This window comes from Auritidibacter sp. NML100628, assembly GCF_003185985.1.
In the GTDB taxonomy this organism is placed as follows: Bacteria; Actinomycetota; Actinomycetes; order Actinomycetales; family Micrococcaceae; genus Auritidibacter; species Auritidibacter ignavus.
Window position 1 is genome coordinate 156,929 of record NZ_QHLP01000001.1, and the last position, 20,830, is coordinate 177,758.

Below are 20,830 nucleotides of genomic sequence, written 5' to 3' on the forward strand. Positions count from 1 at the left end.
TCTAGCCTACTCTCTCTGCGGCGGCCGCCGGTGAGCTAGGTGGGTGAAGCCCTACTAGCTTTTGGACGCGGTGGTCTTTTTCCGCGGTGAACGCTTTTTCTTTGCCGGGGCTTTCGCACGCTTATCGCTGAGCAACTGATAGGCCTGCTCTGCGGTGACCGCCTGCGGATCGGTACCGCGTGGCACTGTGACATTGGTGGTACCGTCGGTGATGTAGGGGCCGAAACGGCCGTCCTTGACCACCACCTTGCCACCGGAGTTCGGGTCCTCCCCTAGTTCGGCCAGTGGTGGCTTGGCTGCACCACGTCCGCGCTTTTTAGGCTGGGCATAGATCTTTTCGGCTTCTTCGAGGGTGATGGTAAACATCTGCTCCTCGGTTTCCAAGGACCGAGAATCAGTACCCTTCTTCAAATACGGACCAAATCGGCCGTTCTGGGCGGTGATCTTGGTCCCATCGTCGGCAGTACCCACCACGCGTGGCAATGAGAGCACCGTGAGGGCATCCTCCAAGGTCACCGTGGCCAAGTCCATCGATTTCAGCAAGGACGCGGTCTTGGGCTTCGGTCGTTTGGGCTTCTTCTTCGGTTTGGGCTTGCCGTTTTTATAGTATTCGGTCGGCTGAGCGTCAATTTCTTCCTGGGTTGGTTCCGGAATCACTTGCGTCACATAGGGCCCGTACCGACCGTCCTTGGCGGCAATCTCATACCCAGACTCAGGGTCCACGCCCAGGATCCGCTCCGACGGGGCGGCGTTATCGATCAAATCCCGGGCTTTGTCCGCGGTGAGCTCGTCCGGGGCCAAATCCTCGGGAACATTGACCCGTTCGGGGTCGGTCCCTTCGGAGGCATCAGCCGGTAGCGCCTTTTCCAGATAGGGCCCGTAGCGTCCGACTCGCAGGGTGATGTCATCGGTGAGATGTACCGAGTTCACCGCACGAGCATCAATATCACCGAGATTTTCCACGACAGATTTCAGTCCGTCGGCGGCTTGGTCATCGTCGGTCTGGGCAGCGTGTTCGGCACCGAAGTAGAACGCTTCCAGCCACGCAGCCCGCTCCATTTCCCCAGCCGCGATCTTATCCAAGTCATCTTCCATCCGAGCGGTGAAGTCATAATCCACATAACGGTCGAAGTGTTCTTCGAGCAACCGGATTACCGAAAAGGCGGTCCAGGAGGGCACCAGCGCGGTGCCTCGTTTCTTGACGTATCCGCGATCCATGATGGTCGAGATTGTCGGCGCATAGGTGGAGGGTCGACCGATCTCGCGCTTTTCGAGTTCGGCCACGATCGAAGCTTCGGTGTATCGGGCCGGCGGGGTGGTTTCGTGGCCGTTGGCAGTGACCTCAGAGGCATCCAGGTGCTGACCAACACTGAGATCCGGTAGCCGCACTTGTTGTTGCTGGTTGGACTCGTCCTGGCCCTCTTCATAGGCCGCCAAGAAACCGGGCACGGTAATCACGGTGCCGGAGGCGCTGAACTCTGCTACTCGCGGGGTATCTTCAGCGGAGCTAGCCTGCAACTTCACGGTGGCGGTATACCCGGTGGCATCGATCATCTGCGAGGCCACGGTGCGCTTCCAAATCAGCTCATAGAGCCGGTATTCGTCGCCGGAGAGCTGGGAGGAGACCTGGGCAGGAGTGCGGAAGTGGTCCCCAGCTGGACGGATCGCTTCGTGGGCCTCCTGGGCTGCGGTGTTCTTGGAAGTGTAGTAGCGCCGAGTCTCGGGCACGGAATCTTGGCCGTAGAGTTCGGTGGCTTGTCCTCGGGCGGCGTTGATGGCTTCGGTGGACAGCACCACCGAGTCAGTACGCATATAGGTAATGAACCCGTTCTCATAGAGTCGCTGGGCCACCTGCATGGTCACCCGTGAGGAGAACCGCAATTTACGGGAGGCTTCTTGTTGCAATGTGGAGGTCGTGAACGGGGCGGCGGGACGACGCCGGTACGGCTTATCCTTCACCGAAGTCACCCGAAATTCGGCATCGGCCAGTCCTTCGGCCAGAGCAGTAGCCGAGGATTGGTCCAGGTGCACGACCTGGTCTGTGGCCGAGGATTTGAGCTCACCGCGATCGGTGAAGTCACGGCCGGTGGCGACCCGTCGATCATCAACGGCACTCAGTCGGGCGGTAAAGGATTCCTCGCTCTGGGTGGCGAACTGACCGTCAATGTCCCAATAGCCGGCCGGGATGAATGCCATCCGTTCCCGTTCTCGCTCCACGACCAGGCGGGTGGCCACCGACTGCACCCGTCCGGCCGAGAGCCCAGGGGCGACTTTACGCCAAAGCACCGGAGAAATTTCGTATCCGAACAATCGGTCCAGAATGCGACGGGTTTCTTGAGCATCGACCAGGTCGTGGTCGATCTCCCGGATATTGTCTAAACCGCGGGCCACACCTTCTTTGGTGATTTCGGTAAACGTCATCCGGTAGACGGGAACCTTGGGCTTGAGCACCTCGTAGAGGTGCCAGGCGATAGCTTCCCCTTCTCGGTCGGCGTCAGTGGCCAAGTAGAGGTCATCGGCGTCTTTGAGCAATTTCTTCAGCTCGGTGACCTTTTTCTTCTTATCCGGGTAGACCACGTAATAGGGTTCAAACCCATTCTCGGTATCGACCGCGAATTTTCCGTAGTTGCCCTTTTTCAGTTCGGCCGGCAGGTCCGAGGGACGCGGGAGATCTCGAATGTGACCAGCTGAAGCATCCACAACCCAACCGTCACCTAAATATTTGGCGATCGACCGAGATTTCGCCGGGGACTCCACAATCACCAAGTGAGTACCGCCGGTGGTCGGGGATGACTTCTCTGGCACGAGGTTCCTCCAATAATTTCCCAGGCATGACGCCAACTAATGCACTGACAGGCACACTACCCGGAATGTTTGTGACTATCCGATTATTTCAATTCTCACCACGGCTCTGCGTCTGCTCGTCACGGTTTGTGACGGAATCACCGTCATCCGCTAAGACGACGAACCCTTCGACGATCAGCTGTGCAACCGCCCGTTCTAATGCGGTACTGGCGGTCTTGTCCAGGCCTAAGAGCCCCGAAACCGCCGCAAAGATCTGGCGCAAGCTCAGTTGCCCATCTGCTACCGACAATACCGCAGCCGTTGCTGTGTCCAGAATGGCAGTCCGCCCGAAGCCGGCACCCTGCCGGGCCATGATAACCTCTGGATCCTCAGCCCCAAAGTGTTGATACCGTTCTTCGGTCACATGGTACGGGACCCGGGCGTGGCGTTGCGTCCAGTCGGTGGTTTGCAGCGTGTCCCAGGCCTTCACAGCCTGAGTCCATGCCCGCCCCACGGGCTGGTGCACCTCACCCTGATATGACTCGAGCCGGCGTAACGGGGTCGCTGCCCCGGTAGTCCGTCGCCGCAGACGCACCCAACCGAAACCGATCCCGGTCACGGATCGCTGAGCAAAATCGGTGAGGTAGCGACGATATCCGCTGGCAAACAGGGCCGGATCCAGCTGGTCAGAGGAATCGGCCAACCAGGTTTCGGCATATCCAGCCGGATCTTGCTGATCGCGCTGAATCACCCAGGCGTCCACGAGCACAGCATCCGAGCCGGAATCGGCCGGTGGGCCGGGTAACCACTGGCGGATCCGAGTGTCCCACTGCTGGTCGTGATGAATTTCCCAGTTGGCCATCAACACCGCGGTCCCACCGTCGGTCAGTGCTGTCGGAAGTTCTTGGATAAGTTGTTCGGTCACCGCGTCCCCGGTGGCGCCGGTTTGCCGATAGGTATGTTCTGCACCGGCAGGGCCGCCGGCGGGTGCAATCACAAAGGGCGGGTTAGAAACGATGAGATCAAACCGCTGTTCGGCCACCGGCTCGAGCATTGATCCGTTGCGCAGAGTCAGGCGGTGCTGCGGGTGTGCTGGATCAACGCCCAACATCGACGCGTTCAGGAGGACATTGAATAAGGTAAAGGCCAACGCTCGGTCGGAAATATCAGTAGCGGTAACGTGCTGGACGTGGTCCAACAGATGAAAGGTCTGCACCCCGCACCCGACTCCAAGATCCAGGGCGGTAGCCACCGGTTCGCGCGGAACGAGCCCCGCCAAGGTCAGCGACGCCCGACCTGCGCCCAGCACGTGTCCGCCCGGTAGGGGCTGGCGTAGTTGCAACGCGGTCTGATCGCTGGCCACCCAGAGCTGTCCGGGACGATCAGCGTCGTAGACGGACAGGTCCACGCCCGGCACGAAGCGCCCCTCCACGACGGTGCCCAGCCCCAGCTGCACTGCCCCGGCAACACCCAGGGTCGGCAAGGCAGCCTCGAGATACTCGGTGGCCACGGCATCGCCGAGCATCCACACGCTGATGACCGCTGCCAAACCCTGTTCCGGGCTGATCTGCTCTGTCGAGTTTTTCAGCATCGTCTCCACCACGACACGGGCGGGTTCTGCCTGTTCTCGGTCCAAGGCCGCAATCGCCCACGGCCCCAGCAACTCGGCGATGGGATCAGCCCGGTAGTTGACCTGGTCAAGGTCTGCCGCCAGCGCACCGATCAGGTCCCGGTCGGCCCGTGGTGTTGTCGGCATCGGCCCCAGGGCCGGCTGCTTCGAGTGAGTCATGCTGAAGACTCCTGCGAGTCCTCAAAGGTTGAGGCGCAGACCTCACAGATTCGGTCGGGGTGGTTTGCCTCGCACTGGTCGCACACCACCTGCAAGTGCCGGCATCCGGGGGCGTGACAATTCCGTAGCTGACTCGAGGGTTGCTCGCACAAGATGCAGTGCCCGATGGTTTTGGCTGCTGAGGAGAATTCGGTGTGCATCCGCTGGTCGAAAACATACAGCGAGCCCTCCCACAGGCCACGGTCAGCGAAGGCCTCGCCATATTTCACGATGCCACCATCGAGTTGGTAGAGGTTCTTAAATCCACGGTTGGCCATCAGCACGGTCAACACCTCGCACCGGATCCCCCCGGTGCAGTAGGTGACCACCGGCTGATCTTTGAGATGATCATACTTACCGGAGTCGAGTTCGGCCACGAAGTCACGGGTCGTGTCCACATCGGGCACCACCGCGTTTTTGAACCGACCAATCTCGGCCTCAAACCGATTGCGACCGTCAAAAAACACCACGTCTTCTCCGGCCCGCTTCTGGTTCTCCACCAGCTCGTGGAGCTGTTGCGGTGAGAGATGTTCAGCAGTGCCGACCACTCCCTGGTCGTTGACCTCAATTTCATCGGGAGCATCAAAGGCCACCAGCTCGGGACGAACCTTGACCGAAAGGCGCGGAAAATCCTCATCCGAACCATCCGACCATTTCACGGTCAACGATGTAAACGGCGCATACTCCCTGGTGGCTTTCACATACGCCTTCACGTCTCGAATGGGTCCGCCCACGGTGCCGTTAATGCCGTGTTCAGAGATAATGATGCGACCGGTGAGCCCCAATGACGCACACAGGGTTCGTTGCCACAGTTGCACTGCTTGCGGATCGGGAATCGGAGCAAAATGATAGTACAGCGCGATCTTGGTCTGGGGGCTAGCGGATACGGAACTCACATGTCTCAGGGTAAGACACAACGACAAATCTTTTCATCTCAAGTTGATTACGTGTGTGGGCCTGGCCGGCCCTGCCAGGTATGCTTAATGTCATGGCTATCTCCTCATCGCTGACTGACGAACTTGTCACCAATTGGCTGACAGGGCGCGCCCGTATCCGGAACCACCACCTGACGTCCCACGGAGAAATCCACGCTGCGTTGCGACCGGCCATCTCTGATGATGCGACCGAAGACTTGTGGGAGTACGTCATCGCGAACACCGACGACCACGTATTGAATACTGTGGCCGATGAAATCAAACAGCACCCCACCCGTCGTTTGATCGTTGCTTCCGATCTGCCCGCGCAACCTGAGCCCGCCGAGGCCGCCGCTCAACGCCTGGCTGAAAAAACCGGCCTGAAGGCCATCGGTGTGGGTGAGAAGCTGATGGTCACTGACATGGCCAGCCACGATGTGGAAGAACCTGTTGTCCCCGACGAGTTCATCGCCGATGTCCGTCGGCAGGACGGGTGGTACTCACTGAGCTTTATCACCACCGACGAGCACCCCACCGGTCCGGACCACACCGCCGCTCGCGGACGTGTGGGTGTCGTCGGTCAACACGCCGTCTTTGACCGGATCTGGACCAACCCCGAGTTCCGTCGTCAGGGACTGGGCTCACTGGTGATGCGTTACCTTGGCTCCCTGGCCTTGGAAGAAGCCGTCGAAGAAGGCCTCCTCATTGCCGGGGCCGATGGTCAGGCACTGTACAAGCACCTGGGCTGGACTCCGCTCGCCGACGTCGTGGTGTTAGCTCACCCTGATGTCTCCGATGACCATGTTCAGACTCACGAGCATTTCCAGGTCTAGGAGCACACAGGATCCACCCGCTCGACGATCCCGACTCCGCTGACCGCGACCTGTCTGGTTGCCCGGATAGTGCTGGGCAGGCGGCAGAACGTCTTGCGCTCAATCAGCTGCGAGAGGCCCTGGGATATTCCACAGTGCCGGCCCAGTTCGTCCACGGTCGTTACATTCCCGCACGCGAACCAACTTATGCCCACTGGCCACAGGGTATTGCTGAAGCGGTCCGTGAGGCCTTTGCACACCGCGGGATTCACCGCCCGTGGTTACACCAAGCTCAGGCCATCGAGATAGCTCTCGGGTCTGAGCACACCATTCTGGCCACCGGAACCGCCTCGGGAAAATCATTGGCATACCAGGCCGTGGTGGCTTCCAGCATTCTCGCGGACCCGACAGCGACGGCACTGTATCTCGCTCCAACCAAGGCGCTGGGTGCCGACCAATTGGTGTCCTGGTCCCAGCTGGCAGATCGGCTCCAGGCCGGCTTACGCCCTGAAGCCTACGACGGCGATACGGATCCGCAGACTCGACGGTGGGTACGCGACCACGCCAATATTGTGCTCACGAACCCGGACATGTTGCATCTTGGGATTTTGCCCCAGCACCACCAGTGGACCCGGTTTTTCCGGCGATTGCGGTGGGTGATCATCGACGAGGCCCACTCCTATCGCGGCGTATTTGGTTCTCATGTGGCGGTAGTGTTGCGCCGTCTGCGCAGAGTCTGCGCTCACTATCACAACACCGACGTGCATTTCATCGGTGCCTCTGCGACCTCCTCGGATCCCGCGACGAGTTTCGCAGAACTCATTGGTGCACCGGTGCGAGCAGTCACCTGTGATACATCCGGGCACGGCGCCGTCTCAGTGGGCTTCTGGGAGCCCGAATTCTCCGATGACACCGGAGAACACGGTGCTCAACGGCGTCGTTCGCTGATCTCTACTGGAGCAGACTTTCTCACTGATTTCGCCATCCAGCAGATTCGATCCATGGCCTTCATCCGTTCCCGTCGCGGGGCGGAGGCCATGGCGCAATCGACCAAGCGACAGCTCAGCGAGGTAAAGACGGATCTTGTCTCGCGGGTAGCAGCCTACCGCTCTGGACTCTTGCCGGAGGAAAGGCGCGAGGTGGAACAAGCCTTAGACAATGGGAAGCTCCTGGCGGTGGCCACCACGCCCGCTTTGGAACTTGGCATTGATATTTCGGGGCTGGATGCGGTGATCATTACCGGTTGGCCTGGCACCCGCGCCAGCTTTTTCCAGCAACTGGGACGTAGCGGTCGTAGCGGTCAAGATTCTTTGGCTATCTATGTGGCCGGTGAGGATCCGCTAGATACCTTCCTGGTGCATCACCCGGAACGAATTTTCGACATTGGGGTCGAAGACGTGGTTATTGATCCCACGAACCCCTATATTCTCGGTCCACACCTGGGCGCGGCGGCCGCTGAACTTCCACTCACCCCCGAGGATCTGCCAGATTTTGGTCCCGAAGAACACGTTCACCGCCTCCTTGAGGACCTCACCGCAGAAGGCTATCTGCGGCGCCGTCCCGCCGGCTGGTTCTGGACCCACCCCGACCGGCCGGCCGCAACGATCGGGTTGCGCGATATCGGCGGAGCACCGTTGGAGATCGTCGACGAAGAGACCGGCACCGTTTTAGGTACCATCAGCGCCGAACAATCACATTCCCAAGCCCACCCCGGAGCGGTGTATGTTCACCAGGGGCGCACGTGGCTGGTTACTGTCCTCGATGAGGACAACGGGGTGGTGCTCGTCGTTCGTGCTGAACCCAATTTCTACACCCAGGCTCGAGAAACCACACAGGTCGCGATTCTCAACACGCTCGAACAAGTCGTTCCGGACTCGGCGACACAACCAACCCGACTGACCTGGAACCTCGGCAACGTCAAGGTCACGACCCGAGTCGTGTCCTACCAGCGGCGAGAAGTGATCACTTCTCAAGTACTCGGAGAAGAACCACTCGAACTTTCCGCACAAGAGCTGTTCACCGAAGCGGTGTGGTTTTCCACAAGCTCCGACGAGCTGATCGCCGCAGGGCTGACCACCGACCGGATGCCTGGAGCATTACACGCTGCTGAACACGCAATGATTGGTATGTTGCCACTGGTGGCCTCCAACGACCGGTGGGATATCGGAGGGGTCTCGATGGTGTTGCACCCGGACACCTCCCAACCCACGGTCTTTATCTACGACGGATACCCCGGTGGGGCGGGATTCGCTCGTCGTGGCTTTAACACGGCGCGGATGTGGGTCAAGGCCACCCGTGACGCAATTCTGGCCTGTGAATGCGAGCAAGGATGCCCTTCCTGCGTGCAATCACCTAAATGTGGGAACCGTAACTCGCCCTTGGATAAACCCGGGGCCGTGGCAGTACTCACTCATCTGTTGCGGTACCTGCCATCATCCGGTCAGGGCCGGCCCGTGATTCCGCTGTTGCGACCAACCCGAGGGGCCCGGAACCGGCGACGAGCTCATTGGTAACCGAGACCCGCACCGTATCGTCGGATTCCCACTGGCAGGATTCCATCCTGACGTGATGGCGCGTTGCGGTCTGTTCGGCAATCTGACACGGTTCGCTTGGAATCAGTGACCGGGCAGCATCGGCGGCAGCCAAGGCTGCTAGGTCTGCGACCGCAGCCGCCCGCGAGGAAGCGACCGTGGCTTGGACGAGCATCAACCCTCCTATAAGCAGTGTGGCTAAACAGCCGATGATGCCAACCACCACAACGGTGCCAGAACCCTGCTGGTCGTCCCATGGCACTGGTGGGGTGTTCATGGGGAAATCACCCACTGATACGGTGCATGAGCACGAGCTTCCAACGTGCCGATGTTGAGCCAGCCAACCGGACCCGGGGTGGGCCTCGACACGGTAACGCTGGCCCACGAACCGGAGATCTCCTGCTGGGCGGAGGCCTGGCTTCCCGCCATCCGCGATACGGTAGCTGTCACCCCATCGGCGGGCTCCCCACGGGCCAGTTCTCGAGCTGCCGCGGCGGCAGCTTGCTCGAGCCGAACTTGTTGGACACCGATCACCACGGCGTTGACCAGCATCGCCGCCACTATCATGGCCACTGGGAGCACCACCGCGAATTCCGCGGTCACCGACCCAGTATCACGGCCTACTCGGTATCTAAATGCCTGAGACATCGTCGTCCCTACCTTCCGGGCCACATCGTGGCTGGTTGTCAGATGGAGATATGGTGGCCGGGTTGCCGTGGCACTCACCGCTGAATGCCACGGCAACCCGATTCACACCGCCGTTTTAGAACTGCAAGGCCTGCTCAACCAGACCATTCAGCAGGTCTTGGACGGCCCCACCCGAGAGAATGACGGCCAGCAAGCCGGCGAATCCTACGGCGGCGAGCATCACGATGCCGTATTCGGCGGTTTGAGCTCCAGATTCGTCGCTGAGATCAACCTGAAATTCCTGGTCGGAAACAGCGGCAGTGTTGTGCGAGGACAGGATGTGGTCGCTCATGACGAGCTCCTTTCTGTGGTATGGGATGTTGTGATGTTGTTTGACGGACAGGGACTATTCAGTTATAGGTTCATCACGTCGGGAAACAGGGTGATCACCAGTGGCATCACGCCCAGGCAGATAAAGCTGGGAAGCAGACAAACGCCCATGGGCACCACGAGTTTGATGCCCAGCTCGGCTGCGCGTTTCTCAGCGGCTCGTTGTCGGTGTCGACGCAGGCTGGAGGCCGCCCCGCGAATCACGGTGGCGCTCGGGACGGCGGCTGTAAACGGGAAATACAGGTGTTCGGCCAGGGTCTGGTACTCAGTGATACCGGCGACCGGTTCCCAGGCTTGCTGCCAACTGAATCCGTGATGGAGCCGGAGCCCGACCTCGGAGAGCTCGCGGGCTTGGGGAAAACGCGTACCGATGTGCTGCAGACCGCTCGCCAGACCGATGCCGGAGGACAACAACGCAGCTAACAGGTCCATGGCTAGAGCGGGGTCCAGGTAATCGCGAGACCTTTCAGACATTCTGGGCCTCTTTCACCAGCCGTTGGCTCCACCACCGACCTAGCGTGGCCAGCCCTATGCCAGTGGCCAACAGCACCCACCCGATCGGTTCGAGTAACAGGTGGAAGACAGTGACCCCGATCATCGCGGACAGGGCCATGCCCGCTACGGGAAGCCACGCCAAAAGTGTGGCTGTCGAACGTGGCCCGGCGGCCGCGGTCTGCCGAGCTTGGTGGACATCTTCTCCGGCTTCAAGAGCATCGGCAAGTCGGCTGAGCAGTGTGGAGAGTTTCATTCCGGTATCTCTGGCGAGTTCGAGGCTGCCACTGATCTGTTGCCAATAGTGTGGTTCTCCTGGACCGGTGACGTGTTGTAGTGGGGTTTCGGCGAGGACTTCCAATCCCTGCTGGGCTGCCAAGGTATGGTGCAGACAACATCCCGGGTCGGTATCGTCGGTAGCTACGGAGCGTGGGCACGCCGGGTAACCTAGGGCTAGTTCGCTCCAGACACGTTGGGGGTCGCGTCCGGCATCCAGCAACGCGGCGGCTTGGCGGAGCATCTCGATAATTTCGGACAGTTCTCCTGGTTCGGCTAGGCCCAGCAATGGGCCGAGCGGGGTAGTGGCGAGGAGGTTTTTGCTACGGTGGGCGAGCGTGGTTGGTGTTCGGCTCATCGGGGCAGCCCCTTCCATTCTGGTTTGGTGCCCAGTTGTTCGACGACGGCCAGGCCCGGGCCTTCATACAGGGTGCTACCGCGTTGCGTCAGAGCCGGTAGTACCGTCAAGGCTTGACCGGCTCGTTCTTCCGGCGCCAGCACGGCTAATTCGGCGGGGTGCCGGCCATATTCGTCTCGGCAGATATGCATCAGCACGTCGACGCCTGACCGGGCTTGCAGGGTGAGGACCTCTGGGGAAAGCCCGGCTAAACCGCCCATCGCGTGGAGGCGGGCTGGGACATCGGCCGTAGAGTTGGCGTGCAGGGTTCCCATCGCGCCTTGATGCCCGGTATTCATCGCCGTGAGGAATTCGGCGATTTCGGCTCCGCGGCACTCTCCGACGATCAACCGATCGGGTCGCATACGCAACGACTGTCGGATCAGCTCCCGCGTTTCGATGGCGCCGGCCCCTTCAATATTGGCTTCCCGGGTGCGCAGGTTGACCACATGTGGGTGGTCAATACGTAGTTCGGGGGTGTCCTCAATAGTGATGATGCGTTCGTGGTTGTCCACCGTGGAGAGCAGGCTGGAGGCTAGCGTCGTTTTGCCCGAGCCGGTGGCTCCGGAAATCAGGACATTTGCGCGACATTGGACAAGGAATTCACACACGCGTAACCAGTACTCGCGGTGGGGCCATTGCTGACTGAGTTGCTCAAGTCGCGGGGTGTCCGGATGGGGCAAGCGGATACTGAGCTGAGGGTGCTCCACGACCGGTGGGATCAGTGCGTGAATGCGAGCCCCAGCCAGAAACACGTCACCGAAGGGCTGGCCCTCATCCAGGCGTCGTCCGCCTTGAGAAAGTAGCCGACGGGCCAGGTTCATGACCTCTGCCCGGGGCAGTCTGTGCTCGGTGGGTTCGACCCCATGCCCGCAGTCAAGCCAGACGTGCCCCTCTCCGGTCACCATGATGTCGGAGACGCCTTCCTGGCGGAGATAGTCGGCCAGCGGCCCGAGTCCTTGCAGGTCGTCGAGCAGCCGGGTCATCAAATGCCGGGCGTGTTGCGGTCCCAACGACTCGACATGTCGGCCAATGGCTTCGGCGGTGTGCTCCTCCTGGGATTGTTCCCCGGCGCCGGCCAGGCGTGAAGCCAGCCAGAGTTTTGCCTGGGCCCACCGGTCAGTCGCTGGAGCCGGAGGCAGGTCAGGGACGAAATGTCTCATCGAGGCCACCTCCGGTGGCCAAACAGGGTGGTGTAGAGGCGTCGGTCGCTTCGTTGCGGTGTGATGTCCAGATTGCGGGGACGGTATCCCCAACTGAGCGGGAGGAAGATGGCCGGAGGGTCTGTCGAGGGTAGCGAGGTAGTCAGCAGGCGCAGTACCCGGTGACGGATACGTGGCACCACCCCTCCCGGGCCCGGGAAGCGCACCACGATGTCGGGAGTCAGCCCAGCGGGAGAGACGCCGGTGGTGGCGAGAGTAACCAGGGTGGCGCCACGGGACTGCAACTCGGTTGCTCGATTGGCGTCGAACCCAACATCGGTGACCGTGGTGATACCCATGCGGGCGGTTGCCTCAAGAACCTGAACCACATCGTGCTGATCTGGCATGGCCCCCACGACAGAGTCCGTGTCATCGGGGACCTCGAAGCCCAGGAAGGCCAGCGGTGTGTCCCGATGTCGCGAGCTGAGCCCGGTAAAACATCGTTCTCCTACTGCCAGCCCGTCCTGCACGGTAGCCCAGCACACCCAGCCCCGCCGTGAGGGGTGATGCAACCGGGGCACGAGCGCGCGCGAACAGGCGGCCTGAGGGTCGGCGTCGACCAGCAGTGTGGGAGCGCCGTAGCGGGTCACCCGAGCGAGGTTCCATCCGGCCCAGGGTGTTGCCGGGGCGGTGGTGGTCCGCACCAGTACCACCTGGTCTGGGTGCTTGGCGTGAGCACCTGGCGGGTGACCGGGGTCGGCGGGGTCGTGGTGTAAATGCTCGAGTAGCGCCTCGGTGTCGTCGGGTAGCCTCCAGCTGAATGGACCAATACTCACCCTGCGGTGATGACCTGAGTTCAGCCGGATTTGGAGCTGGCGTGGTTGCATCTGTCGCGCCGAGGACGGCTGGGGTGCTGTGGCGGTGTCACCGGATAGAATCTCAATACCCAGGCTGGCTAATAACCCCAGCAGGTAACGGTAGGTCTGTTGCTGTTCGGCACTGAGCCTGCTCGGGCGGTCTATCGTCGCTGTTGCGATAGCGCGCTGGTGACGCGGACGTTTCGGGAGTGCTCTCATGCCCTCTACTGTGCCTGGCACAGTCAGGCCCGTCCCAGCAGGTGCCCGCGACTGTGGAACAGGATCGTCGCTCGCCGTCCAACTGTGGACGGGCGGGTCGCGCCGTGACGGCCCCAGCTAGTCAGACAGGTGCTCGTGGCAGGTAAAAATTTTCGGGGCGGGTTGCGTCGCGTCCCACCCGGTGACGTCTACGCACTGGGCCCGATCCCAAGGATGCGTCCATCCCAGAAGATCCAGAATGCGGTCGATGAGCAAGGCGGTAAACCCCCACACCAGCGTGTCGGCCACGAGGAATCCGGGCATGACCGGGCGGAGAAGTTCTCCGGTCTCCGGTGCGGTCATCAGCACCGAGACTCGGTGATCGGGGTCGATCAGATCGGCGACGGGGACGCGAAAGACGCGGGTCGCTTCATGATCGTCGACCACGTCAACACTGCCGGGGGTGGACCACCATCCGATGACTGGGGTGACCGAAAAATTGGTCACGGGCAGTCCCACGGTGGGTAGTTGTCCCAACACGGTGACGGAGGATGGATCGAGGCCGGTTTCCTCGCTAGCTTCCCGCAATGCACAGGCGGTGTCATCGGCATCGGCAGGATCGCGCTGACCACCCGGGAAGGAAATCTGGCCGGGGTGTTTGCGTAAGGTCACGGCGCGTTGGGTGAGCAAGACATCCAGTGAACTAGGCACCGTCTCGCTCCGATAGTCGGCCGGCACGTCGTCGAGGGCGCCGAAGAGAATCAGCACCGCCGACGGTGTGGCGTTCTCGGTGGTCATGCGGGGAAATCGGAAACCCCGTGGATCGAGTTCCTTAGTGGGCGTGCTAAATCCGCACTCGGGAAGCTCCGCGTTGAGCGTGCCGTAGCGACTGACCAGGTCCACCAAATCTTGTTGGACGGTCTCCAGGGTGGTCTTCTCGGGCTGCACGGGCTGGGTCGCCTCCTGAGGTGCGGGTGGTGCAGACTGTCATCGTGGCGGAGTTAGGCCTGTAGCGAGTACCCCTCGGCACGGAGCTGGCGACGGGTTGCTCCTTCGAGCATGCGCTGATGGAGTTCTTCGCGCCCAGGTGCTAACTCATACTTCAACAGCCTACTGGCACTGTAGGGGTCCAACGGGCCGATCCCGGCCGAAGGGCACCAGCGGGCGACCGGGCAGGCCCCGCAGGCCGGTTTTCGCGCGTGACAGATGCGCCGGCCCAAAAAAATCAGCCGGTGGGAGAGCATGATCCAGTCGCGGGGTTCGAACAGCTCTGCCACCGCGGTTTCCACAGCGACGGGGTCTTCAGCGGTGGTCCAGCCTAGACGGCGGGACACTCGACCAAAGTGGGTATCGACGGTCAGACCGGGTTTGCCAAAAGCGTTGCCTAACACAACGAAGGCGGTTTTCCGTCCCACCCCGGGCAGGCTAGTCAGATCCTTGAGATTGTCCGGGACCGATCCGGCGAACTTCTCCACCAGCGCTTGGGAGAGTTTCATAATCGAGCTCGTCTTGGACCGATAAAAACCGGTCGGCCGGATCAACTCTTGGACTTCGCGTTCATCGGCCATAGCGAGCGCTTCGGCATCCGGGAATCGGGCGAAAAGGTCCGGGGTAACGGAATTGACCCGCACATCGGTGGTTTGGGCTGACAGGACGGTGGCCACCAGCAACTCAAAGGGATTGTCAAAATCCAGTTCCGCGACCGCATAAGGGAAGAACTCCGCCAGCACCCGATTGATTTTCCGAGCGCGACGCTTTCGAGCTAGTGGTGTTTCATCCTCGGGATCACGAGCGGTCACTGTTGCGGTGCCCGTTCAATCCCCTCGAGCTCACGCAACAGACCACGCTGTCCATCGTAGGATTGCACGAGGAATTCGTGTCCACGGTCTTCCAAGGCCAGAATCCACTGGCCCGGTTCCAGCGCGAATGCCGGTTCGCCCTGCTCAGTCACGGCCCGGCGGGGCGTGTAGACCGCAAACCAGAACGGCTGGGCGGTGTCGGCGGGAGTCAATCCGCCCGAGGTAGGTGCTGAGTCGGCCCCGACTGTCGAGGACCGACCACCGGTTTCCACCTGCGCATCGGCCACTGGGTCGACACCGACTGCTGGCTCGTGGGTTTCGGCAGACGTTTCAGGACGTTTCCAGCTCTGGTCAGGTTCGGTCTCGTCGTGGGATTCGGTGGAGGCATCCTGGTTAGGGTGTGCCGGTGTTACGGGCTCGGCTTCAGTCGGAGCGGGTTGGCCTCCGGGCTGTTCGCCGTGCTGTTCAGTCGAAGGCTGGGCAGCCCGACGGCCGGACGGCTTGTCTTCCTCCTGGTGAACCTGCTGCGGGGCCTGAGTCTGGTTCTGCTGTGCAGACGCGGCGGCGACAAAGGGGTCTACCGGTTCGGGTTGTTGCTGAGACGGTGCCCCCGGTGTGACCTGGTCGGGGCCACCCTGTTGGAATTGCTGATAGCCGGTCTGCTGAGACGCTACCGGCTGACCGAAGTCCTGGTAGGCGACGGGCTGTTGTGCTCGGACAGGCTGGGCTGACCCCATGTAAGCATGGCGCTGGTACGGTGGCGTTGCTGGCTGTACTCCTGCAGGCTGTGCGCTAGCGGAGCCGTTGAATAGCTGTGACCAGGTGACGAACAACACCAAGGCTGTTGCCACCAAGAACAGCAAGATTGTCATCAACGCTTCAGACGCCCAGTAGAAGTAGTCGAAAGCAATGAAGTTCAAGAGCGCGTAAACGCCAATGGCCCAGGAAATGGCTTGCACCAGGTGTTTGGAGGTGAACGACCCCAACATGGGACGAGATCCGTCCAATCCCTTGGCCCTGAGCACCAGGACCATCACCACGATTCCACCACCGATGTTCAGAACAAGGTTGAGCAAAAACTCCGTATTCCAGAGGATATTGAAGCTCGCCGCCTGATCACCGATGTATCCACGTGTTTGGTTGTAATACGTAATGTCGTTGATCATCGCCCACAGACCGGCACCAGCTACCAGGGCGGCGGCTGCCGTGATCATCACGGCCACGACCGGCATGGAGGAGCCGCCTTGCAGATTCTGCACGCCCGGACGAGGCGCCGAGTACTGTTGCGAAGCACCAGCACCGGGTTGCTGCTGATGTGGATATCCCTGCGGTGGCTGGTAATTCTGATTCGACACGGTAACCCTTCTTAACATCTCAGGTCTCTCAGGTCTCAGGTTTGCTCCTGAAGATCTTCTCCCAGTGAACCACATCTGTCGAGAATGCGGGATATCTTTTGGGTAAAAATCTGCTCCTCATCTGCTTTTAACTGCTGAACCCGCTGAACCACCGGTCCTGGGTAACTCTCAGAACCGGTGGTTCAGCGGGTTCAGGCCGCAACAGATGGGGATGCGACAACCTGCGCGTCAGCTCTGGTTGATCTGCTGGGCGAGGGGAACAGCTCCGTCGGCGCCGAGCTCTCCCGAGGTCTCATCCGGGTTGCCTCGCAGGTGGACGATCGCCACGGCCAGGCCACCCCATACGGCCCCGAGGCAGATGATCATCATCACAATTGCTATGGTGCTCACTGGTTGACCTCCTGAGTAGTGACCGGTTGGTCTGCGTGCCGGGGTGTGTTCTTGATGTCGAAATCTTGCTCGTGCTGATCGTCTTGCATCCCGGAGTTTTTCGCCCAGGGGATCAGTGCGACCACGACGGCCAGCACCACCAGTAGCGCTGACATGCCCCATCCGAAAGTGCCGACATACCAGGAGGGCATTCCCCCATAGCCTTCATTGACGACCTGCAGAATGTACTGGACTAGCGTAATACCCAGCACGACTGGCATAACCACGGAGATCAAGATCTTGTAGATCCAGCCCAGGCGGAAGGAAGACACCGAGTTCAGGTGCCCGACAAGTTCGTTGAGTCGGAACAGCACCCAGGAGACCACGAAGACCGCCACCAGGCTGACCCCGACAATACCGATGTTGTTCACAAAGGCGTCGGTGACGTCAAGGAGGTGGACTCCGGAGGTGGTGCTGAAGGCCAGGAGCGAGACCACGGCGGAGAGCCCACCAGCAATAGCCACCACCCGTGCGCGGGACCAACCAGTTTTGTCCATAATGCCGGAGATCACCACTTCGGTAATCGAGATCAGCGAGGTGATTCCCGCAAACAGCAGCGACCCGAAGAACAGGACGCCGATAATCGGGCCCAGCCCCAAGGGGGCTTCGGAAATGATGGCGGGGAACGCCACGAAAGCCAGACCAATGCCGGAACTAGCGACCTCGTCGACCCGAAGCCCAGATGCCTGGGCCATAAAGCCCAGTACCGAGAAGACGCCGATGCCGGCAAGCAACTCGAAACCGGAGTTGGAGAATCCAACAACGAGACCTGATCCGGTCAGGTTAGAGCGTCGCTTCAGGTAGGAAGCGTAAGTCAGCATGATGCCGAAGCCGACCGAAAGGGAGAAGAAGATCTGACCGTAGGCGGCCACCCACACTTCTGGTCTTGTCAGTGCCGACCAATCCGGTGTGAACAGCGCATCCAAACCGGTGGCTGCGCCCGGCAGGCTCAAACCAATGCCGACCAAGATCACGAACATGATCACCAGCAGAGGCATACCGATCGTGGCAGCAACTCCGATGCCTTTGCCCACCCCGCGTGCGAGGATGATCAGCACCAGGATCCACAGAGCTAGTAGCGGGAAGAAGACTCCTGGAACGATCTGGAAGCTCACTTCGGCTTGTTCTGTGGCTTGCAGGTACTCCGCGAAGAAGAAGCCTTCTGGGTCATCTCCCCAGGCTTCGGTCACCGAAAACCAAATATAGGAAGTGGCCCAGGCCAGGATGGCGGCATAGAACAGTCCGAGCACGGCACAGATCATCACCTGCCACCAGCCGATGGCTTCAGTCCACCGGTTGAGCCGACGGAAGGCCAGTGGTGGGGATCCTTTAAAGCGGTGTCCAATGGCGTAGTCAAAGAACAACAGCGGAATACCTGCGGTCAGTAGCGCCACCATGTACGGCAGGATGAATGCGCCACCACCATTTTCGTAGGCGACATAGGGAAAGCGCCAAATATTTCCGAGTCCCACGGCAGATCCGATTGCCGCCAACAGGAAGACCCAGCGGGTACTGAATTGTTCGCGTTGCTGTCTCCCCGCGGTGAGTGATTCTTGTGTCAGGGCCATGCCCAACTCCTTTATCTTCAGGGCCTACCAGCGTGATGAGTGTGATAGTGATCACAAGAGTATGACGAAACATGAAATTTCACAAGAGCAACGCGCCGAAAACCATGCCTCGCACGGAAACAGCAGGCATGCAACCGTTAGTTCATCGGTGATGAATTAATCAGCCAAACACTGCCCCGTTGATACCGGTTCGGTGTAGCTCTGCGCTGAAATCAGCACCGACCCAGCTTCCTCGGCGGTGATTGCGTAGCCGACCTGGGCATCGGGAGCTTTGGCGAAGATGACGCCGGCAACCTGGCCGGCGTCATCGACGAGTGGGCCGCCCGAGTTCCCCTCACGGATATCGGAGGCCAACTGATAAATGCCGGTCAAATGCGGATCTTGACCATAGATGTTATTCAGCGTGGCCGGACCTTCAGCTTGCACTTTGCCAGTCGTAATGCGGTATGGACCACCGGCGGGAAACCCGAGAGCGTAGGCATCATCATCGATGCTTAATCCACGACCGACCTCCAACGTTGGAAGATCGGCGTCGGGAATCTGGAGAATCGCAAGATCGGTCTCCGGGTCGAAGTAGACCACCGAAGCACGATAGACGTTTCCGTCGAGATCTTCGACGGTCGGTCCCTCAACTCCGGCAACAACGTGGGCGTTGGTCACCACTCGTTGCGGCTCCACGGCGAATCCTGAACCGGTTTGGTTCTGACCGCATTCAAATGCAGTTCCGGTGATACGGACCGTAGCCTGTCCGGCCTGTTGCACGGCATCATTGGGAGGGCGGACAGCATTGTCCTCCACCGGGCCTTGCGACTGGAGCATCGGCCCCAACTCGGGAATCACCCCTGAATCCAAGAAATCGGTCCACAATGAAGCCACGAAGGTCCGTCCAGACTCAGGAGTCAATTTGGTGACGAAAGCGATGACCCGGGATTCCTTAATGGTCTGCGTTAGTTGTGGCATACCCATCGATGACAAAGAGAAGGCCAATAGGGCAATCAACACCGAGGCGATGGCGGTATTGACAATTCCTCCAAGCACCTTGTCCACACGTCGGGCAATCGGAGCGTTAACCCGTAGTCGTACGGCTCGACCAACGGCCACTCCAATGGCCATCCCGATGCCGACGAGGACAACTGCGCACACCACCATAGCCACGATGCGCCACATCGGAGAATCCACGAAACGGTTGACTTCGGGCATCAAAAAGAAGGCAGCAATGGTGCCGAGAACGAATCCCAGCATCCGTCCGGCCGACACCCAGAGACCCTGTCGAATGCCATTGATGAACACGATGACCAGTACGACAAGAAGAACCCAATCCAGCCAGGTTAAGAACACTACGCTGCGCCACCCCTCTCTCCGTGCTACGCGTCCCGACTCTCTCCGTGCTACGCGTCCCGACGCGCATCCGGTGGCGTCTTCTAAACCGTCGCGTATCCCCGCAGTGTCTCCACCCTAAACCCTACGACTGGAAAAATGCCGTGAAGACTTGCATCATCCAGCGTTGTAGCCATCTCTCGGTGGAACGGTTGACGACCACATTGATCGCTCACAGATGAATATCAGCAGATCATCCGGCAATTTCTACTGCCTGTAGAATAATTATGTGAGTAACTGCACTCGAGGTATTCACAGTGTGATCCCGATGATGCAGAATTAACAACGAGCTTACGCCGAAAAACGTTTACCCGGCCGTTTTGGCCAGTTAGGAAGATCTCGCATATGGATTTGGATGTTCTGCGCAATGCTCCGCTTTTTACCCATCTTGACGATGAAGTCTTTGATGCGTTGACTGCAGAGCTGACCGAAGTTGAATTGTCTCGCGGGGCGTCTGCTTTCCACGAAGGCGACGATGGTGATCAGCTCTACGTCATTATTTCCGGCAAGATCAAACTTGGTCGCGCCGCTGCGGATGGACGTGAAAACCTGCTTGCCATCCTCGGTCCCGGCGAGGTCTTCGGCGAGATGGCCCTTTTCCAGCCCGCCCCACGCACCGCAACCGCCACTGCTGTGTCCGCAACCCGTTTGGCCGGTCTGCGTCACGAAAACCTTCGCAAGGTCATCTACTCCTCCCCGGAGGTCTCCATGCAGTTGCTGGGCGCCTTGGCTAAGCGCCTGACGCGCACCAACGAGTCGATGGCTGACCTGGTGTTCTCCGATGTGCCAGGTCGCGTTGCCAAGGCCATCCTGGATTTGGCCGACCGTTTCGGTCGCACCGCCTCCGACGGCCTGCTCGTTGCTCACGATCTAACTCAGGAAGAGCTGGCCCAGTTGGTCGGTGCTTCCCGCGAGACGGTGAACAAGGCTTTGGCCGAATTCGTCCAGCGTGGCTGGTTGCGCTTGGAAAACCGAGCCGTGGTCATTCTGGACCTGCAACGACTACGACAGCGCGCACGTTAACCGGAGAATTCTTCTTCTCTTCGTCTCTTCC

The 20,830-nt window shown here is 60.2% G+C and carries 19 protein-coding genes; 3 read left to right on the plus strand and 16 right to left on the minus strand.

The window, feature by feature from the left end:
• Positions 1-54: 54 nt before the first annotated feature.
• The 3 genes from topA to DCC24_RS00805 form a co-directional block, all read right to left on the minus strand.
• Positions 55-2,805: a type I DNA topoisomerase gene (topA, locus tag DCC24_RS00795; RefSeq protein WP_110098003.1), complete on the minus strand. Its 2,751-nt coding sequence runs from the start codon at positions 2,803-2,805 to the stop codon at positions 55-57.
• Between the two features lie 88 nt (positions 2,806-2,893).
• On the minus strand, positions 2,894-4,573 hold the full coding sequence (locus DCC24_RS00800) for a methyltransferase (RefSeq protein WP_233487900.1): 1,680 nt from the start codon (positions 4,571-4,573) through the stop codon (positions 2,894-2,896).
• Positions 4,570-5,508, minus strand: a complete 939-nt coding sequence (locus DCC24_RS00805) for a rhodanese-related sulfurtransferase (protein WP_110098004.1) — start codon at positions 5,506-5,508, stop codon at positions 4,570-4,572. The genes DCC24_RS00800 and DCC24_RS00805 overlap by 4 nt, the downstream gene beginning before the upstream one ends.
• Before the next feature lie 92 nt (positions 5,509-5,600).
• On the opposite strand from DCC24_RS00805, the gene DCC24_RS00810 reads away from it, so the two are divergent.
• Together DCC24_RS00810 and DCC24_RS00815 are read left to right on the plus strand one after the other, a co-directional pair.
• Positions 5,601-6,359 (plus strand): GNAT family N-acetyltransferase, encoded by a 759-nt coding sequence (locus tag DCC24_RS00810; RefSeq protein WP_158278511.1) that lies wholly within the window; start codon positions 5,601-5,603, stop codon positions 6,357-6,359.
• A 134-nt stretch (positions 6,360-6,493) separates the two neighbouring features.
• Positions 6,494-8,851, plus strand: coding sequence for a DEAD/DEAH box helicase (locus DCC24_RS00815; protein ID WP_233491930.1), 2,358 nt, complete (start codon positions 6,494-6,496; stop codon positions 8,849-8,851).
• On the opposite strand, the gene DCC24_RS00820 is transcribed toward DCC24_RS00815, so the two are convergent.
• The 13 genes from DCC24_RS00820 to DCC24_RS00880 form a co-directional block, all read right to left on the minus strand.
• Positions 8,745-9,146 (minus strand): Rv3654c family TadE-like protein, encoded by a 402-nt coding sequence (locus DCC24_RS00820; RefSeq protein ID WP_110098007.1) that lies wholly within the window; start codon positions 9,144-9,146, stop codon positions 8,745-8,747. The genes DCC24_RS00815 and DCC24_RS00820 overlap by 107 nt on opposite strands.
• On the minus strand, positions 9,143-9,472 hold the full coding sequence (locus DCC24_RS00825) for a TadE family type IV pilus minor pilin (protein WP_110098008.1): 330 nt from the start codon (positions 9,470-9,472) through the stop codon (positions 9,143-9,145). Before DCC24_RS00825 ends, DCC24_RS00820 begins: the two co-directional genes overlap by 4 nt.
• A 160-nt stretch (positions 9,473-9,632) precedes the next feature.
• Positions 9,633-9,848 carry a DUF4244 domain-containing protein gene (locus tag DCC24_RS00830; protein WP_110098009.1) on the minus strand — a complete coding sequence of 72 codons (216 nt, stop codon included), beginning with the start codon at positions 9,846-9,848 and terminating at the stop codon, positions 9,633-9,635.
• A gap of 62 nt (positions 9,849-9,910) precedes the next feature.
• On the minus strand, positions 9,911-10,360 hold the full coding sequence (locus DCC24_RS00835) for a type II secretion system F family protein (protein WP_110098010.1): 450 nt from the start codon (positions 10,358-10,360) through the stop codon (positions 9,911-9,913).
• Positions 10,353-11,012: a type II secretion system F family protein gene (locus DCC24_RS00840; protein ID WP_110098011.1), complete on the minus strand. Its 660-nt coding sequence runs from the start codon at positions 11,010-11,012 to the stop codon at positions 10,353-10,355. The genes DCC24_RS00835 and DCC24_RS00840 overlap by 8 nt, the downstream gene beginning before the upstream one ends.
• Entirely contained in the window at positions 11,009-12,214 is a 1,206-nt protein-coding gene (locus DCC24_RS00845; RefSeq protein ID WP_110098012.1) for a CpaF family protein, read from the minus strand. Before DCC24_RS00845 ends, DCC24_RS00840 begins: the two co-directional genes overlap by 4 nt.
• The gene (locus DCC24_RS00850) at positions 12,211-13,269 is read right to left on the minus strand and encodes a hypothetical protein (protein WP_110098013.1); all 1,059 of its coding nucleotides are present in this window, start codon (positions 13,267-13,269) and stop codon (positions 12,211-12,213) included. The genes DCC24_RS00845 and DCC24_RS00850 overlap by 4 nt, the downstream gene beginning before the upstream one ends.
• Positions 13,270-13,386: 117 nt before the next feature.
• Positions 13,387-14,196, minus strand: a complete 810-nt coding sequence (locus DCC24_RS00855) for a CoA pyrophosphatase (RefSeq protein WP_233491931.1) — start codon at positions 14,194-14,196, stop codon at positions 13,387-13,389.
• Positions 14,197-14,249: 53 nt separating this feature from the next.
• Positions 14,250-15,047, minus strand: coding sequence for an endonuclease III (gene nth / locus DCC24_RS00860; protein ID WP_110098014.1), 798 nt, complete (start codon positions 15,045-15,047; stop codon positions 14,250-14,252).
• Positions 15,044-16,402: a hypothetical protein gene (locus DCC24_RS00865; protein ID WP_110098015.1), complete on the minus strand. Its 1,359-nt coding sequence runs from the start codon at positions 16,400-16,402 to the stop codon at positions 15,044-15,046. Before DCC24_RS00865 ends, nth begins: the two co-directional genes overlap by 4 nt.
• Before the next feature lie 228 nt (positions 16,403-16,630).
• Positions 16,631-16,792: a methionine/alanine import family NSS transporter small subunit gene (locus DCC24_RS00870; RefSeq protein ID WP_110098016.1), complete on the minus strand. Its 162-nt coding sequence runs from the start codon at positions 16,790-16,792 to the stop codon at positions 16,631-16,633.
• Entirely contained in the window at positions 16,789-18,399 is a 1,611-nt protein-coding gene (locus tag DCC24_RS00875) for a sodium-dependent transporter (protein ID WP_110098017.1), read from the minus strand. Before DCC24_RS00875 ends, DCC24_RS00870 begins: the two co-directional genes overlap by 4 nt.
• A gap of 156 nt (positions 18,400-18,555) precedes the next feature.
• Positions 18,556-19,737, minus strand: a complete 1,182-nt coding sequence (locus DCC24_RS00880; RefSeq protein WP_110098018.1) for a MarP family serine protease — start codon at positions 19,735-19,737, stop codon at positions 18,556-18,558.
• Between the two features lie 384 nt (positions 19,738-20,121).
• Here DCC24_RS00880 and DCC24_RS00885 point away from each other — a divergent pair, with 384 nt between their 5' ends.
• Positions 20,122-20,799 carry a Crp/Fnr family transcriptional regulator gene (locus tag DCC24_RS00885; protein ID WP_110098019.1) on the plus strand — a complete coding sequence of 226 codons (678 nt, stop codon included), beginning with the start codon at positions 20,122-20,124 and terminating at the stop codon, positions 20,797-20,799.
• Positions 20,800-20,830 lie beyond the last annotated feature (31 nt).